This window comes from Microbacterium cucumeris, from assembly GCF_058349845.2.
The window spans coordinates 822,101-848,196 of sequence record NZ_JBYRIZ020000001.1; the positions used below are offsets into that span (position 1 = coordinate 822,101).

Consider the following 26,096-nt stretch of genomic DNA (forward strand, 5'->3'; position numbering starts at 1 on the left):
GGCGCTCACGGGCGGTGACCGCGGGCGGATGCCGCGGCACGCGCCTCACGTACGCGACGCACCGTCTCCCGAGGGTTCCGGTAGACATGGTCAGACGTCAGACGGACGGGGTACCAGTCCGCCTCGGCGTACGCCTGGTACTTGTCGATGTCCCGCTGGAGCTGATGACGGCTCAGATGGCCATCGCTCTCATATTCCATCGCGACCTTGAGGTCCGGGTACGCCAACTCGCTGCATCCCAGGAAGCGGCCGTTATCGTCGTACACGTCGTGGTCGAGGACCGGCTCCGGAAGTCCCGCGCGACAGAGGATCAGCCGCACGTGCGTCTCCGGCGGGGACGATGCGCCCGTGCGCGCCAGCTGCAGCGCGCGCCGTAGCCGCGGGGCTCCGGGGCGACCCTTGCGCCGCGCGAGGAGCTCGAGCTCGTCGCGCGTCGCGAGCGCCTCCTCCGTCACCTCCGCGAACCCGCCGGGATGCCGCGGCACGCGAAGGACCCGGTCGGCCGCGGCGACGAGGTCGTCGAGCCCCAGCGCACCTCCGAGCGAGGCCCAGGTGCTCGCCGCGTCCGTCACCGGCAGTCCGTCGTGTTCGACCGTCCTGACGAAACCGCGCGTGTGCTGATGCCCGACGACACCGGGACGGCGCGGCGCGCGCGGAGGCCGATGGACACCGACGTGCAGCTCATCCGGCCAACCCCACGGAGGCAACGGAATCCCCCACACGACCGCCGCACTTGGTCCGCAGAAGTAGGCGTCATCCGGCAGGACGGGAAGGTATGCGCGCAGGAGGCGCAGATGCGCGTCACGCCGTCGCTCCCAGGGATCCTCCGACGAGGGATCCTGCAGGCTCGCACGGACGTCCAACCGGACGCCCCGGAAAGGTGCCGCCAGGTCGGGAGCATCCAATCGGCGCCGCCCGACCCCCTGGTCCCGGGCGTCGCGCACCCGGAACACGTCCGGTAGTCCGTCAGGAAGAGGCCGCAGCATGCCGCCACCATGCCCGATCTCGCCTCCGGCTCGCTCGGCTTCTCCACAACCCCCGTCAATGTGGCGCAAATGCACGCGACACGCCGTGCGAACCGAGCATTTGCGCCATATAGACGGGCTTGAGGCGGGCGCGCAGCGGCCGCCGGTCAAGGCTCGATCTGACCGCCGGTCAGGACTCGCGGCCGACGGCGGCGAGGCGCGCCTCCTCGTCGGCGTGGATCGCGCTCTCGATGAGGGGATCCAGCGCGCCGTCCATCACCTGGTCCAGGTTGTACGCCTTGAAGCCGGTGCGGTGATCCGCGATCCGGTTCTCCGGGAAGTTGTAGGTCCGGATCCGCTCGGAGCGGTCCATCCCGCGGATCTGCGAACGCCGGGCGTCGGAGGCCGCGGCATCCAGTTCCTCCTGCTGCTTGGCGAGCAGGCGTGCGCGCAGCACGCGCATGCCGGCCTCCCGGTTCTGCAGCTGCGACTTCTCGTTCTGCATCGACACGACGATCCCGGTCGGGATGTGCGTGATGCGCACGGCGGAGTCCGTCGTGTTCACCGACTGCCCGCCGGGTCCCGACGAGCGGAACACGTCGATCTTCAGATCGTTCTGGTTGATCTCGATCTCGTCCGGCTCGTCGACCTCGGGGAAGACGAGCACCCCCGTCGTCGAGGTGTGGATGCGCCCCTGCGACTCGGTCGCCGGCACCCGCTGCACGCGGTGCACGCCGCCCTCGTACTTCAGATGCGCCCACACTCCCTGCGCCGGATCGGTCGATGCGCCCTTGATCGCGACCTGGACGTCCTTGTAACCGCCGAGATCGGACTCGTTGCGCTCCAGCAGCTCGGTCTTCCAGCCCTTGGATGCCGCGTACTGCATGTACATCCGCAGCAGGTCGGCGGCGAACAGCGCGCTCTCCGCACCGCCCTCCCCCGCCTTGATCTCCATGATCACGTCGCGGGCGTCATCCGGGTCGCGCGGGATCAGCAGTCGTCGCAGTTTCTCCTGCGCCTGCTCGACGCCGGCTTCCAGCTCGGGGATCTCCGCCGCGAAGGCCTCGTCCTCACGGGCGAGCTCGCGTGCCGCCTCCAGGTCCTCGGATGCCGCGAGCCACGCCTCGTGAGCGGCCACGATCTTGGACAGCTCGGCGTAGCGCCGGTTCACGCGCTTGGCGCGGGCGGCATCGGCGTGCACCGCCGGGTCGGAGAGCTCCTCCTGGACCCGGCGGTGTTCGTCGATGAGCGCCTGGACGGACTCGAACACGGTTCAGCGGATGTTGTTCTCGTGCCCGTGGCTGGAGCCGGTCGCGGGGGCCGGGATCGACTTCTGCATCTGGACGAGGAACTCGACGTTGGAGTGGGTCTCCTTGAGCTTGCCGAGCACGACCTCGAGGGCCTGCTGGGTGTCGAGTCCCGCGAGGGCGCGACGCAGCTTCCAGGTGATCTTGACCTCGTCGGGGCTGAGCAGCATCTCCTCGCGACGCGTGCTGGACGCGTTGACGTCCACCGCCGGGAAGATGCGCTTGTCGGCCAGCGCGCGCGACAGGCGCAGCTCGCTGTTGCCGGTGCCCTTGAACTCCTCGAAGATGACCTCGTCCATCTTCGAACCGGTCTCGACGAGCGCCGTGGCCAGGATCGTGAGCGATCCGCCGTTCTCGATGTTGCGCGCGGCGCCGAAGAAGCGCTTGGGCGGGTACAGCGCCGAGGCGTCGACACCGCCGGTGAGCACGCGGCCGGATGCCGGGGCGGAGATGTTGTAGGCACGGCCGAGACGCGTGATCGAGTCGAGCAGAACGACGACGTCGCGGCCCAGCTCCACCAGCCGCTTGGCACGCTCGATGGCGAGCTCGGCGACGGTGGTGTGGTCCTCCGCGGGGCGATCGAAGGTCGAGGCGATGACCTCGCCCTTCACCGAACGCTGCATGTCGGTGACCTCTTCGGGGCGCTCGTCCACGAGCACGACCATGAGGTGCACCTCGGGGTTGTTCTGCGCGATCGCGTTCGCGATCTGCTGCAGCACGATGGTCTTGCCCGCCTTCGGGGGCGCGACGATGAGACCGCGCTGACCCTTCCCGATCGGGGCGACCAGGTCGATGATGCGCTGCGTCAGCTTCTCGGGCGCGGTCTCCAGGCGCAGGCGCTCCTGCGGGTACAGCGGCGTCAGCTTGCCGAACTCGACACGAGCGGCGGCATCCTCGACGGACAGGCCGTTGATCGAGTCGACCTTCACGAGCGCGTTGTACTTCTGGCGTCCCTGCTGCTCGCCCTCGCGCGGCTGCTTGATGGCACCGACGACGGCGTCGCCCTTGCGCAGGTTGTACTTCTTGACCTGCCCGAGCGACACGTAGACGTCGCTGGCTCCGGCCAGGTAGCCGGAGGTGCGCACGAACGCGTAGTTGTCGAGCACGTCCAGGATGCCGGCGATCGGGATCAGGACGTCGTCCTCGCCGATCTCGGTCTCGAACTCGTCGGCGGTCTGGTTGCCACCGCCGCGGCGCTTGTTGCGCTGGCGGTTGCGTCCGGAGGACTGCTCCTCGTCCGCCGACGAGGACTGCTGCTCCTGGCCGTTGCCGTTCTGACCGTTCCCACCGCGTCCGCGGTTGCGGCTCCGGCTGCGGCTCCGGCTGCGGCCCGAGCCCTCCTCGCCCGACTCGGCGCCGGATTCGGCGTCGGAGGCGCTCTGCTTCGCGGACTCGTCGGTGGATGCCGCAGCTGCGTCGCCCTTGGCCGCGTCCTTCGCGTCGTCCTTCTTCGCGTCGGCCTTCTCGGCCTTCGCCTCAGCCTTCTCCGCGGGCTTCGCCTCGGCGGCGTCGTCGGTCGTCTCGGCGTCCGCCTTCTTCTTCGCAGGGCGCTTGCGGCCCTTGGGGGCCGCCGCGGGCTCGCCGTCGCCTGCCGGAGCCTCGGCGGCGGCAGGGGCGTCAGCAGAAGGCGCGTCGGAGGCCGGAGCCTCGGAGGCCGCGGCATCCGCCTTCTTGGCGCGGCTGCGGCGCGGGGTCTTGGGGGCCGGCTCGGCCGGGGCGTCGGACGCCGCCGGCTCGGACGCCGCAGGCGCCTCGGCGGCGCTCTCGGCCGCCGCCTTGGCGGCCGCGGTGGCACTGGTCGCGCGGCGAGGAGCGCGCTTGCGCGCCGGCGCCGCGGTCTCCGCGGTCGTGTCGGCGGCAGGAGCCTCGGCGGCAGGGGCTGCCGCTGCGGGCTGGTCGTTCTGGGTCTCGGAGAAGTTCTCCACGAGTACTCCCTTATATGTCGTGGGATGTGAGCGTCATTCGTGCACGACGGGTGCCATGCACGTTCGTACGCACGGGCGCGTGGCGCGCGGAGGCCAGAGCGATGAAGGCTCTGGATGTGACGTACGGAATTCGCAGATTGCGATGGGGGCCAGATTCACGAAACTACGCGGACCCCTCCGCTCGTTCCTTTACTGTACCACCCCGCACATCGACGGCCGGCATGAGGGACTCCCACGGGGTGTCGGCGGCCCTCATCGCCACCTCGACGGCCTCGCGCCGTCGGCCGGGGCCGTCGCAGAGCACCAGGACGCTCGGGCCGGCCCCCGAGACGACGGCGGCGAAGCCTTCCTTCCGCAGCGCCTGTACGAGCGCGTACGTCTCGGGCATCGCCTCGGCGCGGTAGTCCTGATGCAGCCGATCCGCCGTGGCGTCGAGCAGCAGCTCGGGGCTCTGCGTCAGCGCCGCGATCAGCAGCGCTGACCGCGACACATTGAACACGGCGTCCTCGCGCGGGACCTGCGCGGGCTGGAGCGACCGCGCCAGAGTCGTCGACATCGTGTGCTCCGGGACGAGCACGAGCGGCGCGACGCCGCGGTGCACGAGCAGCTTCTTGTGGCGCGGCCCGTCCTGTCCCGTCCACGCGATCGTCAGCCCGCCGAACAGCGCGGGCGCCACGTTGTCCGGATGTCCCTCGAGTTCGGTGGCCAGGCGCAGCAGGGCGTCCTCGTCGAGGGACACAGCCCGCGCGAGCAGGCCGGCGGCCGCGAGGACGCCGGCGGCGACCGCCGCGCCGGAGGAACCCAGGCCTCGGCCGTGCGGGACACCGTTGCGTGCGACGATGCGCAGACCCGGGACCTCTCGACCGGCATCCGCGTACACATGCGCGATCGAGCGGTACACGAGGTTCGACTCGTCGCGTGCGATCTCATCCGCCCCGGTGCCGGCGACCTGGATCTCGAGGCGGTCGTCGTCGAGGACGGTGATCTCGAGCTCGTCGTACACGCTGAGCGCGAGGCCCAGCGTGTCGAATCCGGGTCCGAGGTTCGCACTGGTGGCGGGCACGCGGACGACGATCGACGTCATCTCACTCCCCCTCGACGCGGAGCACGGCGACGACGCGATCCACGACCTCACTGGCGGCCAGCTGTTCGACGGTCGCGCTCAGGGCGCCCTCGGTCGCCCGGTGCGTGCCGATCACGAGCCGGGCCGTTCCTGCGTCCTCGTCATCGACGGTCTGCACGACCGTCGCCACCGAGACGCCGCCCTCGCTGAGGATCCCGGCGATCCGTGCCAGGACTCCGGGCTGATCCTCGACCTCGAGCGTGATCTGATAGCGCGTCGTGACGTGGGCGATCGGGACGATCGGGAGTCCCGCCCTGGTGGATTCGCCGACGCCGACACCGCCGGCGATGTGCCGGCGCGCGGCCGACACGACGTCGCCGAGAACGGCGGAAGCGGTCTGCACTCCGCCGGCCCCCGCGCCGTAGAACATGAGCGGACCAGCGGCTTCCGCCTCGACGAACACGGCGTTGTTGGCTCCGTGCACGGACGCGAGCGGATGGCTGCGGGAGACGAGTGCCGGGTACACGCGCACCGAGATGGACTCGGCCTCGTCGACCGTGACGCGTTCGCATACGGCGAGGAGCTTGATGACGTAACCGGCCTCGCGCGCCTGCTGGATCATTCCCGCCGTGACCCCGGTGATGCCTTCGCGGTGCACCGCGTCCAGAGGAACCGTGGTGTGGAAGGCGAGGCTCGCGAGGATCGCCGCCTTCTGCGCGGCGTCGTAGCCCTCGACGTCCGCCGTCGGGTCGGCCTCGGCGTACCCCAGGCGCTGCGCATCGGCCAGCACGGCGTCGAAGTCGGCGCCTTCGGTGTCCATGCGGTCCAGGATGTAGTTCGTGGTGCCGTTGACGATCCCCATGATCCGCACCACGCGGTCGCCGGCGAGCGAATCGCGCAGCGGACGGATGATCGGGATGGCGCCTGCCGCCGCCGCCTCGTAGTACACCGAGGCGCCGACCTGGTCGGCCGCTTCGAACAGCTCAGGACCGTGCGTTGCGAGCAGCGCCTTGTTCGCGGTGACGACGTCGGCACCGGAGTTCAGTGCCTGCAGCAGCTGCGTGCGTGCCGGTTCGATGCCGCCCATGAGCTCGATGACGATGTCGCTGCCCAGGATCAGGTCCTCGGCATCCGTCGTGAACAGGTCGCGCGGCAGATCGACGTCACGCGGGGCGTCGGGGTTGCGGACCGCGATGCCGGCCAGCTCCAGTCGCGCTCCGGCACGGTCGGCGAGTTCGTCGCCGTGGCGCAGCAGCAGAGACGCCACCTGCGATCCCACCGCTCCGGCGCCGAGCAGCGCCACCCGAAGTCGTCGGTACTGTGCCGGATCCCCCAGCTGCGTCATCGTTCTCCTTCTGCGAGGCGCACGGCCCCGGTGTCGGCCGCGCGGGCGCCGGCGATCCCGGCATCCCTCGCGAGCAGGTCGTCGATCGTCTCTCCCCGCACGATCACCGTGGCGGCGCCGCCGGACACGGCGACCACGGCGGGCCGGGGGACGTGGTTGTAGTTGCTGGACAGCGAGGCGCAGTAGGCGCCGGTGGCGGGCACCGCGAGAAGGTCGCCGGGCCCAGCATCCTCCGGGAGGTACTCGTGATCGACCACGATGTCGCCGGACTCGCAGTGCTTGCCGACGACGCGGACCAGCACCGGCTCGCCGCTGCCCGCGCGCGACGCGAGCCGCGCCGAATACTGCGCTCCATACAGCGCGGGGCGGGCGTTGTCGCTCATGCCGCCGTCGACGCTGAGATAGCGGCGGGACCCGGCATCCAGGGTCACGTCCTTCGTCGTGCCGATCTCGTACAGCGTCACTCCCGCCGTGCCGACGATCGCCCGCCCCGGCTCGAAGGCCAGCTCGGGCAGGGGGATGCCGCGGACAGCGCAACCTGCCGCCACCGCGTCGACGATCTCGGACGCGAGCAGCTCGATGGGCGTCGGGTCGTCGACCCGCGTGTACGCGATGCCGAACCCGCCGCCGAGATTCAGCAACGGCAGCTCCCCGCCCTGGCACAGACGCTCGTGGAGCTCGAGCACGCGCGCTGCGGACTCACGGAAGCCGCCGACCCCGAAGATCTGCGACCCGATGTGGCAGTGCAGGCCGATCAGCCGCAGCCCGTCGAGCTCGCGGATGCGCGACACCGCGCCCTCGGCGTCCGCGAAGGAGAAGCCGAACTTCTGATCCTCGTGCGCCGTCGCGAGGAAGTCGTGCGTCTCGGCGTGGACGCCGCTGTTGACGCGGATGAGGATGCTCTGCACGGCACCCGTGCGCGCGGTGATGGCAGCCAGCCGCTCGATCTCGATGAGACTGTCGACGATGATCGTGCCCACCCCGACCTCGACGGCGCGCTCGAGCTCGGAAACGGACTTGTTGTTGCCGTGGAAGCCGATGCGCCCGGGTGCCACGCCGGCGGCGAGCGCGACCTCGAGTTCACCGCGCGTGCACACATCGACGTTCAGGCCCTCCTCTGTGACCCAGCGCGCGACGGCGGTGGAGAGGAACGCCTTCCCGGCATAGTAGACGCGCGATGTGCCGCCGTGCTCGGCCGTCGCTGCGGCGAACGCGTCGCGGAACGCGCGGGCGCGCGTGCGCACCTCGTCCTCGTCGAGCACGAGCAGCGGAGAACCGTGGGCGTGCACGAGATCCGCAGCAGCGATGCCGCCGATGCGCAGCTGGCCGGTGTCGTCGCGCCGGGCCGAAGCCGGCCAGACGCCGGGCGCGAGATCGTTCGCGTCCTCGGGCACGCGAAGCCATTCCGGGGCGAGTGAATCGGCAGGGGGAAGCACAGCGGACCAATCGTGGAGACGGGATCCTCGGGCGAGGAGACGCTCGGCGAGGCTGCCCCCGATTCTAGGGCAAGCGCCGTTGCCGCCCTGCCACGGTGACGCCATGTTCCGGGCGCATACGCGATCCGGTCGACACGGGGCAAGCCCCCTGTCCTGCGCGGGCGCGGTGCCCTACCTTGGCGGCATGGAGCCTGCACACGACACGCCTTCCGAACCCGCCCCGTCCCAGCCGACCGGGATCGCCGGGCTCATCCAGCGCGTCACGGCCTGGGCTCTGCAGCGCCGCCTGGTCCGCGCCCTGCTGCTGTACTCGGAGCGGCGCGGCCCCATGCTCGCCGACAGCATCACCTATCGCTCGCTCTTCAGTGTGTTCGCCGGCGTCCTGCTGGGCTTCTCGATCGCCACGGTCTGGCTCGCGGACAACCCGCAGGCCTGGCGGGCGCTGATCGCCGCCGTGGACGCCGCGATCCCCGGCCTGTTCGGGGAGGACGGGGTGATCACCGATCCGGACAGGATCCCGGTTCCGGCGGGACTCTCGATCGCCGGGGTCATCTCGTTCGTGGCGCTGATCGGCGCCGCTCTCGGCGCCGTCGGGTCGCTGCGCACGGCTGTCAGGACCATCGCGGACACCGTCCTCGATGATGTGATGATCGTCTGGGTCGTCCTGCGCAACATCCTGCTCGCGGCCGGGATCGCGGCGGCGTTCCTGGCCGCCGCGGCGCTGACGGTGCTCGGCCGGCTCGGTGTGTCCTGGATCACCGGGCTCCTGGGCATCGCGGCGGACTCCCCCGCAGCCCTGTGGGGTGTGCGTGCCCTCTCTCTGCTCATCGTCCTCGCGCTCGACGCCGCACTGATCATCGGCGTCTGGATGCTGCTGTCCGGACGGCGCGCCCCCTGGGGCGCCCTGTGGCCCGGCGCCCTGCTCGGGGCCGTCGGCCTGATCGTCCTGCAGGAGTTGTCGAGTCTGTTCGTCGGCGGGGCCTCGTCCAATCCGCTGCTGGCCTCGTTCGCCTCGTTGCTGGCTCTGCTGATCTGGTTGAACTTCTCGGCGCAGGTGATCCTGATCGCATGCGCCGTGATCGTCACGGGCATCGAGGAGCACGAAGACCGCGTGAGCGCGCGCTTCGGGGCTCGCACGCTGGCGCAGCGGCGGGTCCAGCGGGCCGAGCACGACGTGTCGGTGGCGGTGTCGAATCTGAAGGCCGCCAGGGATGCTCTGCCGGAGCGGAAGTCCTAGCTGCAGGTCCCGTTCTGCTGCAGTGCCGCGTCCGTGACGATGCCGCCGTCGACGGACAGGTCCGCGACCGCTTCGGTGCCGTCGATCGTCAGGCCGGTGAGCGTGATGCCCGCAGGCAGCTGATCGGCGATGCAGATCCGCTGGGTCTCGGTGAGGCGCGCGCCGAGGTCGCCCAGTCGCGCCGACACCTGATCCGCGCTGAGCTCGACGCCACCGATGAGGAGGGCGATCGGCGTGAGGGTCAGTTCGCCGTCCTCTGCCCCTGGCGTCGCCGTGAGCGAGATCGGCAGGCTGAATCCGAGGACGTCCACGGAACCGGAGGCCACGACATCCGGCTCCTCGAAGGCGATCTCCTCGATCGGCAGGTCGCTCTGCGCCAGCAGGTTCTGGAGCTGCTCCTGATCGATGCGAACCGTGCCGCTCGCGGCCTCCAGGTCACCGCCGCCCAGCGGCACGCCGAGCGCCGTGACGTCCGCCGAGCCCGTGATGCCGCCGAGGGTGATCGAGTCCGTCGAGAGCGTGAGCTCGTCGAGGCGCCCCGAGATCAGCTGCGGCAGGAGGAGGTCCTCGGCGTGCGCGTCGAGCTGCTGATCGGCCGGCAGGTCCAGCTGCTCGACGACGATGCCGCGGACGATCCCGGGAAGGACGGCGCGGGCGATCAGCTCGGCCGCGACGACCAGCAGCACCAGAACCACGACGACGATGCCGACGACCCATGGCCACCGCGGACGCCGGGGGCGGGCGTCCGCCGCCTCGTCGTCCTTCTGCCCGGGGATCACCAGGGTCGGATGCTCGGTCGACGCATCCGGGTACGGCAGCGTGGGGTTGTCGTCGCTCATGCGTCCATCCTGGTGGGTCGGCGTCGTGGGGACTACATCCGCTCCGGGGCGGACACGCCGAGCAGGCCCAGTCCGTTGCGGAACACCTGTCCCGCGGCGTCGTTGAGCCACAGCCTCGTGCGGTGCACGGACTCGATCGGGTCGGAGCTCAGCGGGATGACCCGGCAGTTGTCGTACCAGCGGTGGTACAGCCCCGCCAGTTCCTCGAGGTAGCGCGCGATGCGGTGGGGCTCGCGCACCTCCGCGGCGAAGGCGACGATGCGCGGGAACTCCTGCAGCGCGCCGAGCAGGGCGGCCTCGGTCTCGTGCGTGAGCGTCTCGGGGGCGAACTCGCCGCGGTCCACACCGGAGTCCGCGGCGTTGCGCGACACGTTGTGGGTGCGCGCGTGGGCGTACTGCACGTAGAAGACCGGATTGTCGTTCGTGCGCTTCTGCAGCAGCTCGGGGTCGAGGTCGAGGGGCGAGTCGGCGGGTGACCGCTCCAGCGCGTACCGCAGCGCGTCGGTGCCGATCCAGGCGCGGAGGTCGTCCATCTCGATGATGTTGCCCGCACGCTTCGACAACCGGGCTCCCCGCACCGAGACGAGCTGCCCGATGAGGACCTGGATGTTCTTCTCGGGGTCTTCACCCGCGGCACCCGCGATGGCCTTCAGGCGATGCACGTAGCCGTGGTGGTCGGCGCCGAGCAGGTAGATCTTGTTCTGGAAACCGCGGTCGCCCTTGTTGAGGTAGTAGGCGGCGTCCGCGGCGAAGTACGTGTACTCGCCGTTCGAGCGCCGGATCACGCGGTCCTTGTCGTCGCCGAAGTCGGTGGTGCGCACCCAGACGGCGCCTTCGTCGTCGAACACGTGTCCCTGCTCGCGCAGCCGGTCGACGGCCTGATCGACGAGGCTCGAGCCCTCGGCGTCCTCGGCGTGCAGCGTGCGCTCGGAGAACCAGACGTCGAAGGGCACGTTGAACTGCTCGAGGGAGTCCTTGATCTCGGCCAGCTGGTACTCGTACGCGAGATCACGGGCGATGACCAGCTGCTCGCCCTCGGGCAGGCCGAGCAGATCGGGGCGTGCCTCGAGCACGCGGCCGGCGAGCGTCGTGATGTACTCCCCCGGGTAGCCGCCTTCGGGGGTCGGCTCACCCTTCGCCGCGGCGAGGATCGAGCCGGCGAACCGCTCCATCTGCGCACCGGCGTCGTTGATGTAGTACTCGCGCACGGCCTCGGCTCCGCTGGCCAGCAGCAGGCGCACGATCGCGTCTCCGAGGGCGGCCCAGCGGGTGTGCCCGATGTGCAGCGGCCCGACCGGATTGGCCGACACGAACTCGACGTTGACCGACACGCCCTTCTGCGAGTCGTTGGTGCCGTAGGCGGCTCCCGCCTCGACGATGGTCCGGGCGAGGACACCGGCGGCCGCGGCATCCAGACGGATGTTGATGAACCCGGGACCGGCCACCTCGGCGCTCGCGACACCGTCGACGGCGGCGAGACCGGTCGCGATCTGCTCGGCGAGCTCGCGCGGGTTGGTGCCGAGGCGCTTCGCGAGGCGCATCGCCAGGTTCGACGCCCAGTCGCCGTGGTCGCGGTTGCGCGGGCGCTCCAGCACGATGTCGGATGCCGCGAGGTCCAGCGCCTCGTCGGGGCGCAGGGAGGCCGCGAGCGGAGTGACGACGGCGAGAAGGGCTTCGGCGAGGGTGTCGGGGTTCATAGGGACTCAAGTTTACGGCTCGGACCGGGTCGGAATTTGCGCTGGGCGGATCGTGATCTACTCTCATGCCATGAACCTGGCCTCCCGCGCGCACCGAGGGCGCGTTCTCGCGTTCTGCGCGCTGGGGCTGATCGCCTTGTCCGCGCTGCTCGTCGGGCTGTGGCGACCGTGGGCCCCGCTGCCCGAGGCGGCTCCGATCGGCGCCGGCGACGAGCCGATCGTCGTGGAACCGGCGCCGCTGGTGTTGCCCGAGCACCCGCTCGTGCTCGTGTTCGGCGACTCCTGGACATACGGCTCCGCGGCCGCGCCGTACACGCAGGGGTATGCGTATCAGCTGGGCGGGATGCTCGGTGGAGAGTCGGTCGTCAAGGGCGTGCGCGGAAGCGGTTACCTCAAGCCAGGGCTCGACGGTCCCGCGTTCGGCGCGCGCATCGCCGCGTTGAACCCGGGCATCGATCCCGATCTCGTGATCATCCAGGGATCGATCAACGACCGCCTGCAGGGCGCGACCGGCTATCGCGAGGCCGTGAACGCGGCCTGGGACGCTCTCTCGGCGCTCTATCCCGACGCCCCGATCGTCGTGCTGGGCCCCGCGCCCCACGAACTGCCGGTCGGCGAGGGCACCGCCCGGATCGACGTCGATCTCGCCGAGCTCGCCGCGGCGCGGGGATGGTGGTACATCTCCCCCATCGAGCGCGACTGGATCACGCCGGACAACTATCTCGACATCATCGACGTGGAGGTGGGTCGCAAGCATCCGTCCACGGAAGGGCACCGATACCTCGCCGAGAAGGTGGCGACGGCGCTGGCCGAGTTCGGCGGCGAAGCCGCCACGGAGCCCGTCGGGTCGGAGACCGGCCCCGAGCAGTGATATCGTCGTTCGGTACGCCTCCGTAGCTCAGTGGATAGAGCGCCGGTTTCCGGTACCGTAGGTCGCAGGTTCGACTCCTGTCGGGGGCACAACACGAGAGGGCCGTCCATCGGACGGCCCTCTTCTCGTATCCCGGAGCGCTACCCCGCGCGCATCTCCTGCAACTCTCCGAGCAGCGCGAAGACCCGCTCGTCCATCTCCACCTGCATCATCACGATGCAGATCGTGCCGTCCGGGTCGACGAAGAAGTCCGTGCCGAGGCCGCCCGACCATCCGAACCGGCCCCGATGGGGCCCGCCCGTCACGACCGAGACGCCGTAGCCCCAGCCGAGGCCGTCCCAGAACCCGGGGAAGAAGCTGTCCGGTGTCTTCAGCGCCCCCGGAACCTGATCGGTGCGCAGTTCATCCCGCAGATCCTCGCCGATCAGGCGGCCGTCGACCAGAGCGCGCAGGAACGCGTGATAGTCGGCGAGCGTCGACACCAGCTCAGAGTGGCTGACGTCGAACGGAGCGGGCGCGACTGAGAACCCCGCGCCGGCCGGCTCGGTCTCCTCGAACCCGTCCGCCTCGCGACGGAACGCGGCGACCAGGCGATGAGCCTGATCCCGAGGAACGACGAATCCGGTGTCCGGCATCCCCGCGGGATCCAGCACGGTCGATGTCAGCACCTCGTCGATCCCTCCGTCGGTCACCCGATCCAGCAGGATGCCGAGAAGGCCGAAGGAATGGTGATAGCGCCAGCCCTCACCGGGCTCGAACGTCAGCGGGAGCGAGGCGAGCGTCGCAAGCCACTCGTCCGCGCCGCGATCGACGGGCTCGGCACCCGCGATCATGCCGGCGTCCGCCATGGCCCGGTTCAGCGGTGTGTCAGAGGTCTGCATCCCGTATCCGGACCCGTTGGTGAGCAAGTGCCGTACGGTGATGGGATGCCGAGCCGGCCTGGTCTCGGCGAGGGGCGCATCCGGACGCAGCAGGACCTGCGGCTCCGCGAGCTCCGGCATCCAGGTGGCGATCGGGTCGTCCAACGCGAGGATGCCGTCCTGCACGAGGCTCAGAGCCGCGACAGACGTGACGGCCTTGGTCATCGACTGGATGCGGAAGATCGCATCCGAGCGCAGCGGTTCGCCGCCGGGAGCCGCCGAGCCCACGGCGATCGGCGTGAGCTCGTGCCCGAGCGTGGCCACCGCTCCGGGCATCGTCCCCGCTTCGACATGACGGGCGAGCAGGTCGTGCAGCACGTCGGACATGGAAGCTCCTTCGCCGGTGGTTTCGCGCAGGACTCACGATACGACCTCGGCTGCTGCGCGTCACGGAGTTCGTCCGATGGCCGAACGCCGCCGCAGCTCGCGCGGCTGGCGTCTCAGGAACGCGACGTTCTCCTCGGTCAGCGAGGGAGTCTCCCTCGGATCGTCCACGGCAAGTCCGAGCACCTGGAAGGGAAGGATCGCCGGCTTGGACCAGATCCAGACGCCGCGCATGCCCTCGCCGAACACGTCGACGCAGTGCACCGGCTCGTGGCGCGCGAAACCCGTCTCGAAGTCCTCAGGACTCCCGGTGTCCGACGTGGCGACGATCCGATCGAGCCAGGCCTCGACCACCCGGCGCTGCAGGGCGAGTGTCTCGCGAGGAACGCGCAGATCGAAGACGAACTGCAGGTCGTAGACGGTGTCGCCGCCGCCGGACACCCGCACTCGATCCTCGAACACCGCCCAGACGGGGACAGCGAGCCTTCGCATCAGGATGTGGATCTCGCGCAGCTCCGCCTGCCGACGGCGGCGGAACCTCCGCTCCGCGAACAGCAGCCGGATCGCGCACCCCACGATCGCCGCGCACCCGAGCGCGGCGACAGCAAGACCCAGAACCCGGCCGAGTCCCTCCGCCTGCGAAGCCGACACCAGCACGACCGGCACGAAGACGGCTCCGACCACCAGGGCGAAGATCAGCGGCATCCACCGCTGCCACCAGAGCGGAAGCGCCGAATAGTTCGCGTCGAGCTCCTCCGGTGATCGCCACGGCGGCAGATCCTCCGGAGTCGGCAGCCAGTGCGGCTCGGCCGATCCCGCGTCGCGGGCCACCTCCTGCGCCCACACCTCCTGAGGAGCTCCGGGCCATCGCGACATGCATCCCCTCCCTCCGTCTCCGACGCACGCTACCCGGCGACTGCTCTCCCGATCACATATCGCCCGGTGTGCTCCTCCGGGCAGAACGAACCATAGGATCGACGTTCATGAGCGACCTGCCCTTCCGCGCTCGGACGAAGTCCTCATGACGGACGCCAGCTTCCCGACGACAAGGGGAGCACCTTGATGCCCTGGTGGAGCGATGAGGAATGGGCACGGCTCGCCTCGGCCGAGGGATGCGGCATGTGCACCGACGCCCACCTGGACGAGAATCCTCACAGCGTCCTGATCACGTCGACGGACGCCACGCACGTTCGGCTGTCACGGAACCAGGCGCACCGCGGGTACGCCCTGGTGATCCTTCGTGAACACCGCGTGGACCTCGCAGACCTCGACACCGCCGCACTGGCGGCCTTCTGGCGCGATGTGCAACGCGCCGCTCGGTCGATCCAGGCGGTTTTCACGCCGCGGAAGATCGATTACCTCGTGATGGGCCATCGGATGCCGCATGTGCATTGCCACCTGCTCCCGCAGCACTCCGAGGACGATCCTCTCCGGAATGTCGACATCTCGGATGGCCCGGTTCTCCTGGACTCGTCCACGTTGTCCGACCGAGCCGAGGCCATGAAGCGGGCGTGGGCTGCGGTGTAGACGAACCGATATTTAAGTTGTGCACAATCTAATCGCGTGCAATCCTTGAGGACATGAGCATCACGGACGAGATGGTGTGCTTCTCCCTCTACTCGGCGGCCCGCGCCACGACGCAGGCGTACCGGACGCTTCTCGCGCCGTGGAACCTCACCTACCCGCAGTACCTCGTGCTCGCGGTCCTGTGGAACGACGGCGAGCAGACGATCGGTTCCCTGGGCGATGCCATGCAGCTGGACTCCGGCACCCTCTCCCCCCTCGTGCGCCGGCTCGAACAGGCCGGCCTCGTGACGAAGAGCCGCAGCACGTCCGACGAGCGCGTGGTGACGGTGCGTCCGACCGAGCAGGGACGTGCGCTGCGCGCCGAACTCGCCCCGATCCGGGCGCAGGTGGCCGCTCTCGCCGGCATCCACGACGACGACCATCGACTCCGCCTCATCGCCGAGCTCAAGGAGCTGACGGCTCTGCTCCAGGCGAGCACCCCGACCGCTGAGAACTGACAATGGAAGGAATCCACACGATGGAAGCCCTGTACACCGCAGAAGCCCTCGCCACCGGCGCCGGTCGCAACGGCCGAGTCGCCACAAGCGAGGGCCGTCTCGATCTGGATCTCGCGATCCCGAAGTCGATGGGCGGCTCGGGTGACGGCGCGAATCCCGAACAGCTGTTCGCCGCCGGCTACGCGGCGTGCTTCCACTCGGCTCTGCAGACCGTCGCCCGCGCCCAGAAGGTGTCCATCGCCGATTCCTCCGTGGGCGCCCGCGTCCAGATCGGCGCGAACGGCGCGGGCGGGTACGGCCTCGCCGTGCAGCTGGAGGTCGTCATCCCCGATCTCCCGCACGACCAGGCCCAGGCGCTGGCGGATGCCGCGCACCAGGTGTGCCCGTATTCGAACGCGACGCGCGGGAACATCGACGTCGCCATCACGGTCTCGGACGACTGATGCGCGCGCTCATCCACCAGGCGTTCGGTCCCGCTGAGGACGTGCTCGCCCTCGAGGATCGCCCGATGCCGCAGCCCGGCCCCGGTCAGGTGCGTCTGCGCATCCTGCTGTCGCCCATCCACAACCACGACCTCTGGACGATCCGCGGCACCTACGGCTTCAAGCCCGAGCTGCCCGCCGCATCCGGAACCGAAGCCGTCGGAGTGGTCGATGCGCTCGGCGAGGGCGTCGAGAACCTCGCCGTCGGTCAGCGCATCGCCACCGGCGGCACGTTCGGCGCGTGGGCCGAGTACGTCGTCGCTAACGCCGCGGGTCTCATCCCCGTCCCGGAGGGCCTCCCAGACGAGGCGGCGGCGCAGCTGGTCTCCATGCCGTTCAGCGCGATCAGCCTGCTCGAGTTCCTGAACGTGCGCGAGGGCGACTGGATCGTCCAGAACGCCGCGAACGGTGCTGTCGGTCGCATGCTCGCCCAGCTCGGCGCAGCGCGTGGCGTCCACGTGCTCGGGCTCGTCCGACGCTCGGACGGCGTCGAGGAGCTGCGCGCTCAGGGCATCGAGAACGTCGTGGCCACCGACCGGGACGACTGGCGCGCACACGCGAGCGCGCTCACGGACGGCGCCCCGATCGTCGCGGGCATCGACTCCGTCGGCGGCACCGCCTCCGGGGACGTGCTCGCGCTGCTGGCCGAGAACGGCACTCTCGTCGCCTTCGGCGCCATGAGCTCCCCGGTGATGCAGATCGCCTCCGGAGACGTCATCTTCAATCAGGCGACGGTCAAGGGCTTCTGGGGCAGCAGGGTCGGTCAGACGATGGATGCCGCGACGCGTGGTGCGCTGTTCACCGAACTGGTCCAGCGGATCTCCGACGGAACGCTCACGCTTCCCGTCGCCGGGATCTTCGACGCCGCGGATGCCGCGGACGCCGTCCGCGCGACGAACACGCCAGGGCGCGTGGGCAAGGTGCTCCTGCGGTTCTGAACCGGCCTCTCCTGGCCGTCCGGCGGTTCTTCAGGACGGCCGGGAGAGGATCACGGATGTGAGGAGTGATGCGCGACCACCGGCGACGAGTCGGTCACGACGTCGCTCGGCGCGCCTCCTGCTCCTGGTCAGCGCTCTGATCGCGCTCGTGATCCTGGCCGGCTGGATCCCTGGACCGATCGGCACGGCGGTGTCGGTGGCGCTCCCGCTGCTGAGCGTGTTCGCCGTCCTCATCCTCCTCGCCGTGTTCCTGCTCGTGAAGCGCGCGGCGATTCCCGCCGCCGTCGCGGTGCTTGTGTGCGTCATCGCGTCGGCTCCTGCCCTGCCCGCGTTGGCGGCCGCCCCGGCACAGACGAGCCTGACCATCGCGAGCCAGAACGTGCACGCCCGATCCGGAAGCGCTGCCGGATCCGCGGCGGACCTCCTCGCCGAGCACCCCGACGTCATCACGCTCACCGAACTGGATGCCGCGAGTCGCACGGCCGCCGCCGAGATTCTGTCCGCCGAGTATCCGCACGCGTACGCCATCGGCACGGTCGGGATCTGGAGCGAGCACCCGCTCGAGGCGGGCGAGCCTCTCAGCCTCGGACTGGGGTGGAATCGCGCCCTGCGTGTCACGGTCGACGCACCGTCCGGCGCCGTCCGCGTCTACCTGGTGCATGCGGCCTCGGTGCGTCCTGGAGCGCAGGACGCGCGCGATCGGATGCTCGAGGAGCTCGCCGCCATCGTCCGCGAGGATCCGGCGTCCCGGATCGTCGCGCTGGGGGACTTCAACGCGGCGACCACCGATCCGGCCCTGCGTCCGCTGAGCGACGCACTCGAGCTCGCCCGGCCGACCGACAGCGTCACCGGGTTCACCTGGCCGGCGGACCTGCCGCTCGTCAAGATCGACCACGTGTTCCAGCGCGGGTTCGCGGTGTCCTCGGCCGGAACCGTCCGCGCAGGAACCAGCGATCATCTCGCGACGATGACGACGCTCTCGCCCCGCTGATCGCTCATGCCCGCGAGGACGGGTCGGTCCCGAGTCCGTCCCGTCGCCAGCGCCGCACGTGCAGCTCTCGCAGCTCCTCGGCGAACTCCGTCGCCGGCCCGTCGACGACCGCGCCGGGCACGACGTCGCGGATCGCGAGCGGCGCCACGGGTCCCGCAGGGACACCGCGCTCCGCCGCCCACGTCAGCAGCTGTTCGGTCGATCCCGCGTAGACGATCCGCCCCAGGCCCACCCAGCCGTGCGCCGCCGAGCACATCGCGCAGTGCTCCCCCGAGGTGTAGACGACGGCGTCCGCCCGCTCCGCCGGCGACAGATTCTGCGCCGCCCACCGACTGATCTCGAACTCCGGGTGCCGGGTCGCGTCACCGTCCTTCACCCGGTTGCGGTCCGCGAAGAGCTCTTGCCCTCCGGCCGACACCAGCACCGAACCGAAGGGCTCGTCGCCGTCGTCGAGCGCCTCGCGAGCGAGGTCCACGCAGCGCCGCAGGTGTCCGAGGTCCGATTCCGAGATCGCCATGCGACCAGCCTCCCGCGTGCCGCGATCCCCTGCAACCGCTCCGCTCAGTCCGTGCCGGAGACCCACGCGTACGGGAGGAACTTCCCGTCGATCGTGATGACGACGCGGTCGCCGTCCGGATGCGGCACGCGCTCGAACGTCAGGCTGCAGTTGATCGCGCTCATGATCCCGTCGCCGAACTCGTCATGGATGAGCGACTTGAGGGCCGGCCCGTACACCTGGATCAGCTCGTGGAAGCGATAGATCGTGGGGTCGGCGGACACGTCCGCACCCGGCGCCCGATTCGGCTGGCGCACCAGCGCCGAGATCAGCTCGTCCTCCAGGTCCAGCGCATAACCGAGCTCCTCGGCCTGAGCCGGGGTGAGCGGATGCATCCCGAGCACCGCGGCCGCCAGCCACACCTCCGGGACCCCGAGCCGCGAGGCGAGCGCCCGCCACGTGAGTCCCGCATTCCGGCGCCGCTCGTCGATCTGCTCCCCGGCATCCTGCTTGGAGATCATCGCGGGCATGTCCACTCCTCTCGGCGCCGTGTGCGCCCTCGATCGCACGCTAGACCGGCGATGTTGCCGGCGCGTTCCGCCATCGTTACGAGGCGGGACCGTCAGAGGCGTCCGCGGACCGGCGTGCGCTCGGCGGGATCGCCCTCGGCGGGCATCGACATCTCGGCGCGCACACCCAGCAGACGGACCTCGCGCTGCGCGTCGAGCGCGGCGGCGAGCGCCAGGGCCGCCGACACGACATCCTCGCGCTCGGTCGTGGGAGCAGCCAGCTTGCGGCCGAACGTCTTCGTCTCGAAGGGCGCGTATCGCACCTTCAGGTGGACCCGGATCACCGGCCGCCCCTCCGCACGGCAGTCCTCGAACGCCTGCGACGCCAGTTCGACCACGGCATCCGCGACCTGGTCGGGCGTCGTCAGGTTCTGCTGGTACGTCGTCTCCCGGCTGTGACTGCGCGCCACCCACGGGGTGTCGTCGACCGTCGCGGGCCCGAGCCCGGATCCGAGTCCGTGATACCAGACGCCCATTCGGGGACCGAACTCCGCGATCAGCTCCTGCTCGTCCGCGTCGGCGAGCTGGCGGACCGTGTCGATCCCGTGCGACGCCAGCCGCTTGTGCACCTTCGGGCCGACGCCCCACAGGTCCCGCGTCGACTTCTCCCCCATGACGTCGAACCAGTTCTCGGCGGTGAGGCGGAACACGCCGCGCGGCTTGCCGAACTCGGTGGCGATCTTCGCGCGGATCTTGTTGTCGCCGACACCGACGGAGCAGTGCAACCCGGTCGCCTCGAGAACCGCGGCCTGCGCGGCGCGTGCGACGGATTCGGGATCGTCCACGTCGATGCCCAGGAAGCATTCGTCCCACCCGATCACCTCCAGGACGACGCCCGGAATCTCTCGCAGGGTCTGCATGACGTCGGCGGAGGCCTGCTCGTACGCGGCGTGATCGACCGGCAGGAACACGGCCTCGGGCGGCGCCTTCCGGGCGGCGATCTTCAACGGCATCCCGGATCCGATGCCGAACGCGCGCGCCTCGTAGGATGCCGTGGACACCACCGCCCGCTCGGTGGGGTCGCCCCGTCCCCCGACGATCACCGGGACGCCGGCGAGTTCGGTACGACGCAGAACCTCCACGGCGGCGATGAACTGGTCCATGTCGACGTGCAGCACCCAGGCGGCCATGCGTCGAGTCTGGCGCGTACGGGCCGGGATGTCACCTGCCAGGAGTCGCCTCTAGGCTGTCGCCGTGCCCTCTCCTCCCGCCTCGCCGCGCCCGGTCCACTTGTGGGGGCTCGCGCGGATCATCGTCGGCGCGCTGACGATCGGGATCCTCCTGCACGCCTGGGCGCTGCGGGTGAGCGCCGGCGACGGCAACCCGTTCGACTACTTCGGGTACTTCACGAATCAGACCTCGCTCATCGCCTCCGTGGTCCTCATCGCGGCCGGGGTCACGAACCTGCGTGGCCTCCGGCCCTCGGACGGGCTCATCCTGCTCCGCGCCGTCACGACGACCTGCCTTCTCGTCGTCGGCCTGATCTACAACGTGCTGGTACCCGGTACAGGTTCCGCCCCGCCCTGGGTGAGCGCCGCGCTGCACGTCGCGCTCCCGGTCCTCGTCCTCGCCGACTGGATCTTCGCACCGGACCGCCGCCCCCTCGCCTGGCGGATGCTCTGGATCACGCTGCCCTATCCCCTGGTGTGGCTGACCGTCGTCCTGCTGCGCGGCGCCACCGACGGGTGGGTGCCATACGGGTTCCTGCTCCCCGAGCGCGGTGCCGTCTCGCTCTGGTCGCATGTCGCCGGACTGCTCGGGGCGCTGCTCGCCGCTGCCGCCGTGGTGTGGGCGCTGAGTCGGGTCAGGACCGTGGTGTACGCTTCAGGAGGCCGAAACGGCCCCGACCGACCCGAAGGCAGGTGATGCGCGATGTCCAGTGATAGTCGCCGCGCCACCGTTCACGCCTCGCTGGTCGGCATCTCGATGCGCTGACCTCCGCAGGCGGGCGGTGGCGTGATCGCGCGCATGCGCGCCTCCACCGCGACGCCGCAGCGTCGCTTCCAGCGAGCAATCGAGGTGAACCATGACCGCCCTCATCGACAACGCCGTGTACGTCGACGGACACCGCACCGGCAACCCGGCGAACCTGACCGACACGTACGAGACCATGCGCGAGCACACGGGTATGGCGTGGATCGGGCTGTATCGGCCGAGCCCGGCCGAGGTGCAGTCCATCGCCGATGAGTTCGACCTGCACCCGCTCGCTGTCGAGGACGCCCTGTCCGGCCACCAGCGCGCCAAGCTGGAGCGCTACGGCGAGACGCTGTTCGTCGTGCTGCGCCCGGCGCGCTATCTCGATGACACCGAAGTGGTGGAGTTCGGTGAACTGCACATCTTCGTCGGCAAGGACTTCGTCGTGACGATCCGTCATGCCGAGTCGCCGAGTCTCGCCACGGTGCGTCGTCGGCTGGAGGCGACGCCGGAGCTGCTCGCGATGGGCCCTGAGGCCGTCCTGTACGCGATCCTCGACGAGGTCGTGGACGAGTACGGACCGGTGATCGCCGGCCTCGAGAACGACATCGACGAGATCGAGGACCAGATCTTCGCCGGCGACGAAGCGGTGTCCCGCCGCATCTACGAGCTCTCTCGCGAGGTGATCAACTTCCAGCGCGCCACGCGCCCTCTCGTCGAGATGGTCGAAGCCCTGCGCCGCGGCTCGGACAAGTACGAGGTCGACATCGAGCTGCAGCGGAGCCTGCGGGACGTGCTCGACCACACTCTGCGCATCGTCGAGCGCGCCGACTCGTTCCGCGCCATCCTCGAGAATGCGCTGAGCCTGAACGCCACGCTCGTCGCGCAGCGTCAGAACGACGAGGTGCGCCGCATGACCGAACTGGGGCTGGCTCAGAACGACGAGGTGAAGAAGATCTCGGCCTGGGCGGCGATCCTGTTCGCCCCGACGCTCATCGGCAGCGTCTACGGCATGAACTTCGACATCATGCCCGAACTGCACTGGAGCTGGGGATATCCCTTCGCGATGCTGCTCATGCTGGGCGTGGGCGTGGGGCTGTTCGCCGCGTTCAAGTGGAAGAGGTGGCTGTAGGAGGCGGCCCGAGTCGGCATGATGGGCGTGTGACCGAGAAGATCGACTTCAAGAAGACCATCGACGCGTATCAGGCGCGCAAGGATGCGTTCCGCACGCTGGAGGTGCCGGCGCTGCAGTACCTGATGATCGACGGCCACGGGGATCCCAACTCGTCGCCGTCGTTCACGAGCGCGGTCGAGGCGCTCTACCCCGTCGCCTACGGCCTGAAGTTCGCCAGCAAGCGCGAGCTGGGCCGCGACTACGTGGTGATGCCCCTGGAGGGACTCTGGTGGGCGGAGGACCACTCCGCCTTCACGACCGCACGCGACAAGTCTCGGTGGTCCTGGACGCTCCTGATCATGCAGCCGGACTGGATCGACGACGCGATGTTCCAGGGTGCCGTCGCCGCGGCATCCGCGAAGAATCCCGACGGACGCTCCGGCGAGGTGCGCCTCGAGACGCTCCACGAGGGCCTGTGCGTCCAGACCCTGCACGTCGGAGCGTTCGACGATGAGGCGCCGGTGCTCGCCCGCATGCACGACGAGGTCATCCCCGAACAGGGACTGCGGCTGACCGGTCTCCATCACGAGATCTACTTCAGTGACCCGCGCAAGGGCGATCCCGCCCGGCGCCGGACGATCCTGCGGCAGCCGGTCGAACGCGTCAGCTGAGCGCGAGACCGATCGACGTCGCGAGCACCGCCAGCAGGGGCAGGGTCCCCTGCGTCAGCGCGGCGCGGACCTTCGTGCGGTCCGAGAGCACCAGCACGAGGGCCGCCGCGAGCATCATGCCGGTGCCGGCGAAGACGAGGGTCAGGCCGACGGTTGCGGCGCCGAGGATGTAGAGCCCCACTCCGATCAGAGTCGTGAGCGCGAGGAACAGGTTGTAGAAGCCTTGGTTGAACGCGAGCTGCTTCATGGTGACGGCGTCCGCTTCCGTGGCGATGCCGAAGATCCGACGCGTGTCCGGATCCGTCCACCGCAGCGACTCGAGCGCGAAGATGAAGACGTGCACGGCGGCCGCAGCAGCGGCGAGGACGAGACCGACGATGATCATGCGCTGATTCTGTCGTGCCGGCCCACCGGGCACCAAACGCTAGACCAGGAAGATCGGCAGAAGCCCCGGGTTGTGCGCGTGCACGAGCACGGCGAAGACGACGGCGTCGAAGAGCAGGTGCACCGTGACGACGTAGGCGAGCGAGTGCGTCCGCAGGAAGATGAACCCCTGCAGCAGCGCGAACGGGATGGTCAGCACCGGACCCCAGGATCGGTAGCCCAGCTCCCACAGGAAGGAGACGAACACCACGGCCTGCAGGATGTTCGCCGCGGCATCCGGGAAATGCCGGCGCAGCAGCGCGAACACGGTGCAGATGAAGAACAGCTCGTCCCAGATGCCGACCGCGCCGACCCCGACGAACAGCCGGGCGATGAGGTCGGGTGTGTCCACAACGGGCCAATTCGCGTAGACGCCGCTGGTGATGAAGTAGAACGGCAGGATCAGCCAGCCGAGCACGAGGACGGCGACGAGCCAACCCCACTGCAGCCTCCCCCAGCGCTTGCCGGTGCGCCACGGGAAGGAGATCGCACGGTCCCGGTAGACGAACCGCGAGATGACGTACGGGACGAGCACAGCGCCGCCGAGGGCGAGCGTGAAGCGCAGCATCGCGAGGTTGTCGAGCTCCGCCGCGAGCGGGATGACGCTGACGATCAGCATCCCGATCGCGATCAGGGACAGATCGCGGGTGAGCGAGGGCGACCGGCCGACGAGCCGGGACGTCTCGCGCCGGCCGCCGGCTCGCACCTCGACGGATGCCGGTACGGTGCGCCCCTCGAGGACCCACGCGCCGCCCACCCCGGCCGCGAGCAGCAGCCAGCCGAGCCAGGGCCACTGGACGACGAAGAAAGCGGGGGCCGCCAGGCAGACGAGGGCCGCCGGCACCAGCGCCGTCCGCCAGGGCCCGGCCTCGGCGTTCATGAGCGCGGGACCCGCCGGTACACGAGATCGCGGATGTCGCGGCCCTTCCCCAGCCCCTTGCGCTCGAAGGCGGTCATGACCCTGCCGTCGAACCGGTCGGCCCAGTCCCCGTCGAAGGCGCGCTCGAAGAGCGGCTCGGCATCCAGCACCTCGCGCATCTGCAGCGCGTAGTCCTCCCAGTCGGTCGCGAGCCGCAGCAGCCCGCCGTCCGCGAGCGCACGCGCGGCGACGTGTCCGAAGCCTCCCCGGACGAGCCGCCGCTTGGTGTGCCTCTTCTTGTGCCACGGATCCGGGAAGAAGATCCACACCTCGGAGGCCGCTCCCTCGGGCAGGTAGGAGGACAGCACCTCGGGGGCATTGGCCTCGACGAGGCGCAGGTTCCGGGCGCCGGCGCTGTCGGCGTCCAGCATCGTGCGAGCAAGGCCCGCACGGAACACCTCCACGGCGAGGAAGTCGTCCTGCGGCCTCGAGGACGCGGCCGCGACGATCGCGTGACCCTGACCCGAGCCGATCTCCACGATCAGCGGCGCCGTCCGGCCGTATTCGGATGCCGGATCCAGCCGCGCATCGGGATGCACGCTGGTCCACGCGACGTCCCGAGGAACGTCGAGCAGGTAGCGCCCCGCGAGCTTCTGGAACGCCCGCTCCTGCGCGTCCGACATGCGCCCGCTGCGGCGGACGAAGGACACGGGCTCATCGCGGAACGTGCGGGGTTCGGGCATGGATCCAGGGTATCCGGGACGGAGCGCCCCGCTCACGGAGCGGTGACGAAGTCGATGAGCTCCTCCACCCGCCCGAGCAGCGACGGCTCGAGGTCGCGGTACGTGGTCACCTTGCTCAGGATCGTCTGCCAGGCGCGCGCGATGTCGGCCTGGTCCTCGTGCGGCCAGCCGAACGCCCGGCAGATGCCGACCTTCCACTCGACGCCGCGGGGGATCTCGGGCCACCGCGCGATTCCGAGCGCCTCGGGCTTCACGCACTGCCACACGTCGACGTAGGGGTGTCCCACGATGCGCACGTGCCGACCGTGCGGACCGCGCGCGACGGCCTCCGCGATGCGGGATTCCTTCGACCCGGGCACCAGATGGTCGACGAGCACGCCGTAGCGCCGCTTCGCGCTGGGCGGTTCGGCTGCGAGCAGGTCGTCCAGCAGGTCGACGCCCTGCAGATACTCGACGACCACGCCCTCCACCCGCAGATCCGCACCCCAGACCTTCTCCACGAGTTCAGCATCGTGCCGCCCCTCGACGAGGATGCGGCTGGGCAGGGCGATGCGCGCACGCTGATCGGCCACGGCGAACGATCCGGAGGCCGTGCGTCGCGGCCCCTTCTCCTTCGGAGCCGGCGGCACCAGCTTCACGGCTTCGCCGTCGATCAGGAACCCACCGCCGAGCGGGAAGAGACGCCGGCGGCCGCGAAAGTCCTCGAGTTCGACGGTTCCGCTGCGGACGGCCGTGACGGCTCCGCAGAACCCGTCTTCCGCGACCTCGACGACGAGATCGATCTCGGCCGGAACCTGCGGCACCTTCTTCGCCGACCGCTCCCGCCATCCCGCCGCGAGCACATCGGAGCCGTACCTGTCGTCCATGCCTTCCAGGGTATGCGTCGCTCGGAGCGTTCCCGGCGACGACACAGAATGATTCCCTACAGTCGCTATCCTCGGCC

The 26,096-nt window shown here is 70.0% G+C and carries 27 protein-coding genes and 1 tRNA gene; 11 read left to right on the forward strand and 17 right to left on the reverse strand.

The window, feature by feature from the left end; translation table 11 throughout:
* Window positions 1-5: 5 nt before the first annotated feature.
* From AC3RXZ_RS04100 to lysA, 6 genes are all read right to left on the reverse strand, one after another.
* Complete coding sequence (locus AC3RXZ_RS04100; protein WP_491493245.1) at window positions 6-986, reverse strand: hypothetical protein; 981 nt, start codon at window positions 984-986, stop codon at window positions 6-8.
* Between the two features lie 169 nt (window positions 987-1,155).
* A complete protein-coding gene (prfA, locus tag AC3RXZ_RS04105) occupies window positions 1,156-2,235 on the reverse strand; it encodes a peptide chain release factor 1 (RefSeq protein ID WP_243224958.1) in 1,080 nt (359 codons plus the stop codon).
* Between the two features lie 3 nt (window positions 2,236-2,238).
* Window positions 2,239-4,197, reverse strand: coding sequence for a transcription termination factor Rho (gene rho, locus AC3RXZ_RS04110; protein WP_491493246.1), 1,959 nt, complete (start codon window positions 4,195-4,197; stop codon window positions 2,239-2,241).
* Between the two features lie 163 nt (window positions 4,198-4,360).
* Window positions 4,361-5,281, reverse strand: a complete 921-nt coding sequence (thrB, locus tag AC3RXZ_RS04115; RefSeq protein WP_243224956.1) for a homoserine kinase — start codon at window positions 5,279-5,281, stop codon at window positions 4,361-4,363.
* Window position 5,282: 1 nt separating this feature from the next.
* A complete protein-coding gene (locus tag AC3RXZ_RS04120; RefSeq protein WP_243224955.1) occupies window positions 5,283-6,605 on the reverse strand; it encodes a homoserine dehydrogenase in 1,323 nt (440 codons plus the stop codon).
* Complete coding sequence (gene lysA / locus AC3RXZ_RS04125; RefSeq protein WP_243224954.1) at window positions 6,602-8,041, reverse strand: diaminopimelate decarboxylase; 1,440 nt, start codon at window positions 8,039-8,041, stop codon at window positions 6,602-6,604. Before lysA ends, AC3RXZ_RS04120 begins: the two co-directional genes overlap by 4 nt.
* 184 nt (window positions 8,042-8,225) lie before the next feature.
* Here lysA and AC3RXZ_RS04130 point away from each other — a divergent pair, with 184 nt between their 5' ends.
* Window positions 8,226-9,278: a YihY/virulence factor BrkB family protein gene (locus AC3RXZ_RS04130; RefSeq protein ID WP_243224953.1), complete on the forward strand. Its 1,053-nt coding sequence runs from the start codon at window positions 8,226-8,228 to the stop codon at window positions 9,276-9,278.
* Here the strand turns inward: AC3RXZ_RS04130 and AC3RXZ_RS04135 are convergent.
* Window positions 9,275-10,117, reverse strand: coding sequence for an LmeA family phospholipid-binding protein (locus AC3RXZ_RS04135; protein ID WP_491493247.1), 843 nt, complete (start codon window positions 10,115-10,117; stop codon window positions 9,275-9,277). The genes AC3RXZ_RS04130 and AC3RXZ_RS04135 overlap by 4 nt on opposite strands.
* Window positions 10,118-10,149: 32 nt before the next feature.
* The gene (argS, locus tag AC3RXZ_RS04140) at window positions 10,150-11,814 is read right to left on the reverse strand and encodes an arginine--tRNA ligase (RefSeq protein WP_243224951.1); all 1,665 of its coding nucleotides are present in this window, start codon (window positions 11,812-11,814) and stop codon (window positions 10,150-10,152) included.
* A gap of 70 nt (window positions 11,815-11,884) precedes the next feature.
* Here argS and AC3RXZ_RS04145 point away from each other — a divergent pair, with 70 nt between their 5' ends.
* The gene (locus tag AC3RXZ_RS04145) at window positions 11,885-12,685 is read left to right on the forward strand and encodes an SGNH/GDSL hydrolase family protein (RefSeq protein ID WP_243224950.1); all 801 of its coding nucleotides are present in this window, start codon (window positions 11,885-11,887) and stop codon (window positions 12,683-12,685) included.
* A gap of 16 nt (window positions 12,686-12,701) precedes the next feature.
* Window positions 12,702-12,774: transfer RNA gene (locus AC3RXZ_RS04150), tRNA-Arg, on the forward strand.
* A 51-nt stretch (window positions 12,775-12,825) separates the two neighbouring features.
* Here the strand turns inward: AC3RXZ_RS04150 and AC3RXZ_RS04155 are convergent.
* Both AC3RXZ_RS04155 and AC3RXZ_RS04160 read right to left on the reverse strand, forming a co-directional pair.
* Complete coding sequence (locus AC3RXZ_RS04155) at window positions 12,826-13,932, reverse strand: serine hydrolase domain-containing protein (RefSeq protein ID WP_243224949.1); 1,107 nt, start codon at window positions 13,930-13,932, stop codon at window positions 12,826-12,828.
* A 60-nt stretch (window positions 13,933-13,992) separates the two neighbouring features.
* Complete coding sequence (locus AC3RXZ_RS04160) at window positions 13,993-14,805, reverse strand: hypothetical protein (protein ID WP_243224948.1); 813 nt, start codon at window positions 14,803-14,805, stop codon at window positions 13,993-13,995.
* A 186-nt stretch (window positions 14,806-14,991) separates the two neighbouring features.
* On the opposite strand from AC3RXZ_RS04160, the gene AC3RXZ_RS04165 reads away from it, so the two are divergent.
* The 5 genes from AC3RXZ_RS04165 to AC3RXZ_RS04185 are packed head-to-tail and all read left to right on the forward strand — an operon-like array spanning window position 14,992 to window position 18,364.
* On the forward strand, window positions 14,992-15,456 hold the full coding sequence (locus AC3RXZ_RS04165; RefSeq protein ID WP_243224947.1) for an HIT family protein: 465 nt from the start codon (window positions 14,992-14,994) through the stop codon (window positions 15,454-15,456).
* 53 nt (window positions 15,457-15,509) lie between these two features.
* On the forward strand, window positions 15,510-15,953 hold the full coding sequence (locus tag AC3RXZ_RS04170; protein WP_243224946.1) for a MarR family winged helix-turn-helix transcriptional regulator: 444 nt from the start codon (window positions 15,510-15,512) through the stop codon (window positions 15,951-15,953).
* Between the two features lie 20 nt (window positions 15,954-15,973).
* Window positions 15,974-16,396 carry an organic hydroperoxide resistance protein gene (locus AC3RXZ_RS04175; RefSeq protein ID WP_243224945.1) on the forward strand — a complete coding sequence of 141 codons (423 nt, stop codon included), beginning with the start codon at window positions 15,974-15,976 and terminating at the stop codon, window positions 16,394-16,396.
* A complete protein-coding gene (locus AC3RXZ_RS04180) occupies window positions 16,396-17,373 on the forward strand; it encodes a zinc-binding dehydrogenase (protein ID WP_491493248.1) in 978 nt (325 codons plus the stop codon). Before AC3RXZ_RS04175 ends, AC3RXZ_RS04180 begins: the two co-directional genes overlap by 1 nt.
* 58 nt (window positions 17,374-17,431) lie before the next feature.
* The gene (locus tag AC3RXZ_RS04185) at window positions 17,432-18,364 is read left to right on the forward strand and encodes an endonuclease/exonuclease/phosphatase family protein (RefSeq protein ID WP_491493249.1); all 933 of its coding nucleotides are present in this window, start codon (window positions 17,432-17,434) and stop codon (window positions 18,362-18,364) included.
* Window positions 18,365-18,368: 4 nt separating this feature from the next.
* Here AC3RXZ_RS04185 and AC3RXZ_RS04190 read toward each other — a convergent pair whose 3' ends face one another.
* The 3 genes from AC3RXZ_RS04190 to AC3RXZ_RS04200 form a co-directional block, all read right to left on the reverse strand.
* A complete protein-coding gene (locus AC3RXZ_RS04190) occupies window positions 18,369-18,881 on the reverse strand; it encodes a nucleoside deaminase (RefSeq protein ID WP_243224942.1) in 513 nt (170 codons plus the stop codon).
* Window positions 18,882-18,925: 44 nt separating this feature from the next.
* A complete protein-coding gene (cynS, locus tag AC3RXZ_RS04195) occupies window positions 18,926-19,390 on the reverse strand; it encodes a cyanase (protein ID WP_243224941.1) in 465 nt (154 codons plus the stop codon).
* A gap of 92 nt (window positions 19,391-19,482) precedes the next feature.
* A complete protein-coding gene (locus AC3RXZ_RS04200) occupies window positions 19,483-20,559 on the reverse strand; it encodes a DNA polymerase IV (RefSeq protein WP_491493250.1) in 1,077 nt (358 codons plus the stop codon).
* A 64-nt stretch (window positions 20,560-20,623) separates the two neighbouring features.
* Here AC3RXZ_RS04200 and AC3RXZ_RS04205 point away from each other — a divergent pair, with 64 nt between their 5' ends.
* From AC3RXZ_RS04205 to AC3RXZ_RS04215, 3 genes are all read left to right on the forward strand, one after another.
* Window positions 20,624-21,295: a Pr6Pr family membrane protein gene (locus AC3RXZ_RS04205; protein WP_491493251.1), complete on the forward strand. Its 672-nt coding sequence runs from the start codon at window positions 20,624-20,626 to the stop codon at window positions 21,293-21,295.
* Window positions 21,296-21,455: 160 nt separating this feature from the next.
* Entirely contained in the window at window positions 21,456-22,475 is a 1,020-nt protein-coding gene (locus AC3RXZ_RS04210) for a magnesium and cobalt transport protein CorA (protein ID WP_243224938.1), read from the forward strand.
* Window positions 22,476-22,504: 29 nt separating this feature from the next.
* Window positions 22,505-23,128, forward strand: a complete 624-nt coding sequence (locus tag AC3RXZ_RS04215; RefSeq protein ID WP_243224937.1) for a GyrI-like domain-containing protein — start codon at window positions 22,505-22,507, stop codon at window positions 23,126-23,128.
* Here AC3RXZ_RS04215 and AC3RXZ_RS04220 read toward each other — a convergent pair.
* From AC3RXZ_RS04220 to AC3RXZ_RS04235, 4 genes are read right to left on the reverse strand one after another with little or no spacing between them, the layout of a single operon-like run.
* The gene (locus tag AC3RXZ_RS04220) at window positions 23,121-23,513 is read right to left on the reverse strand and encodes a DUF1304 domain-containing protein (protein ID WP_491493252.1); all 393 of its coding nucleotides are present in this window, start codon (window positions 23,511-23,513) and stop codon (window positions 23,121-23,123) included. The two genes, AC3RXZ_RS04215 and AC3RXZ_RS04220, sit on opposite strands and share 8 nt — an antisense overlap.
* A 39-nt stretch (window positions 23,514-23,552) precedes the next feature.
* A complete protein-coding gene (locus AC3RXZ_RS04225; RefSeq protein WP_491493253.1) occupies window positions 23,553-24,431 on the reverse strand; it encodes a CPBP family intramembrane glutamic endopeptidase in 879 nt (292 codons plus the stop codon).
* Window positions 24,428-25,153, reverse strand: coding sequence for a tRNA (guanosine(46)-N7)-methyltransferase TrmB (gene trmB / locus AC3RXZ_RS04230; RefSeq protein ID WP_243224934.1), 726 nt, complete (start codon window positions 25,151-25,153; stop codon window positions 24,428-24,430). Before trmB ends, AC3RXZ_RS04225 begins: the two co-directional genes overlap by 4 nt.
* Window positions 25,154-25,185: 32 nt before the next feature.
* Window positions 25,186-26,019 carry a DUF3097 domain-containing protein gene (locus AC3RXZ_RS04235; protein WP_491493254.1) on the reverse strand — a complete coding sequence of 278 codons (834 nt, stop codon included), beginning with the start codon at window positions 26,017-26,019 and terminating at the stop codon, window positions 25,186-25,188.
* Window positions 26,020-26,096: the final 77 nt, after the last annotated feature.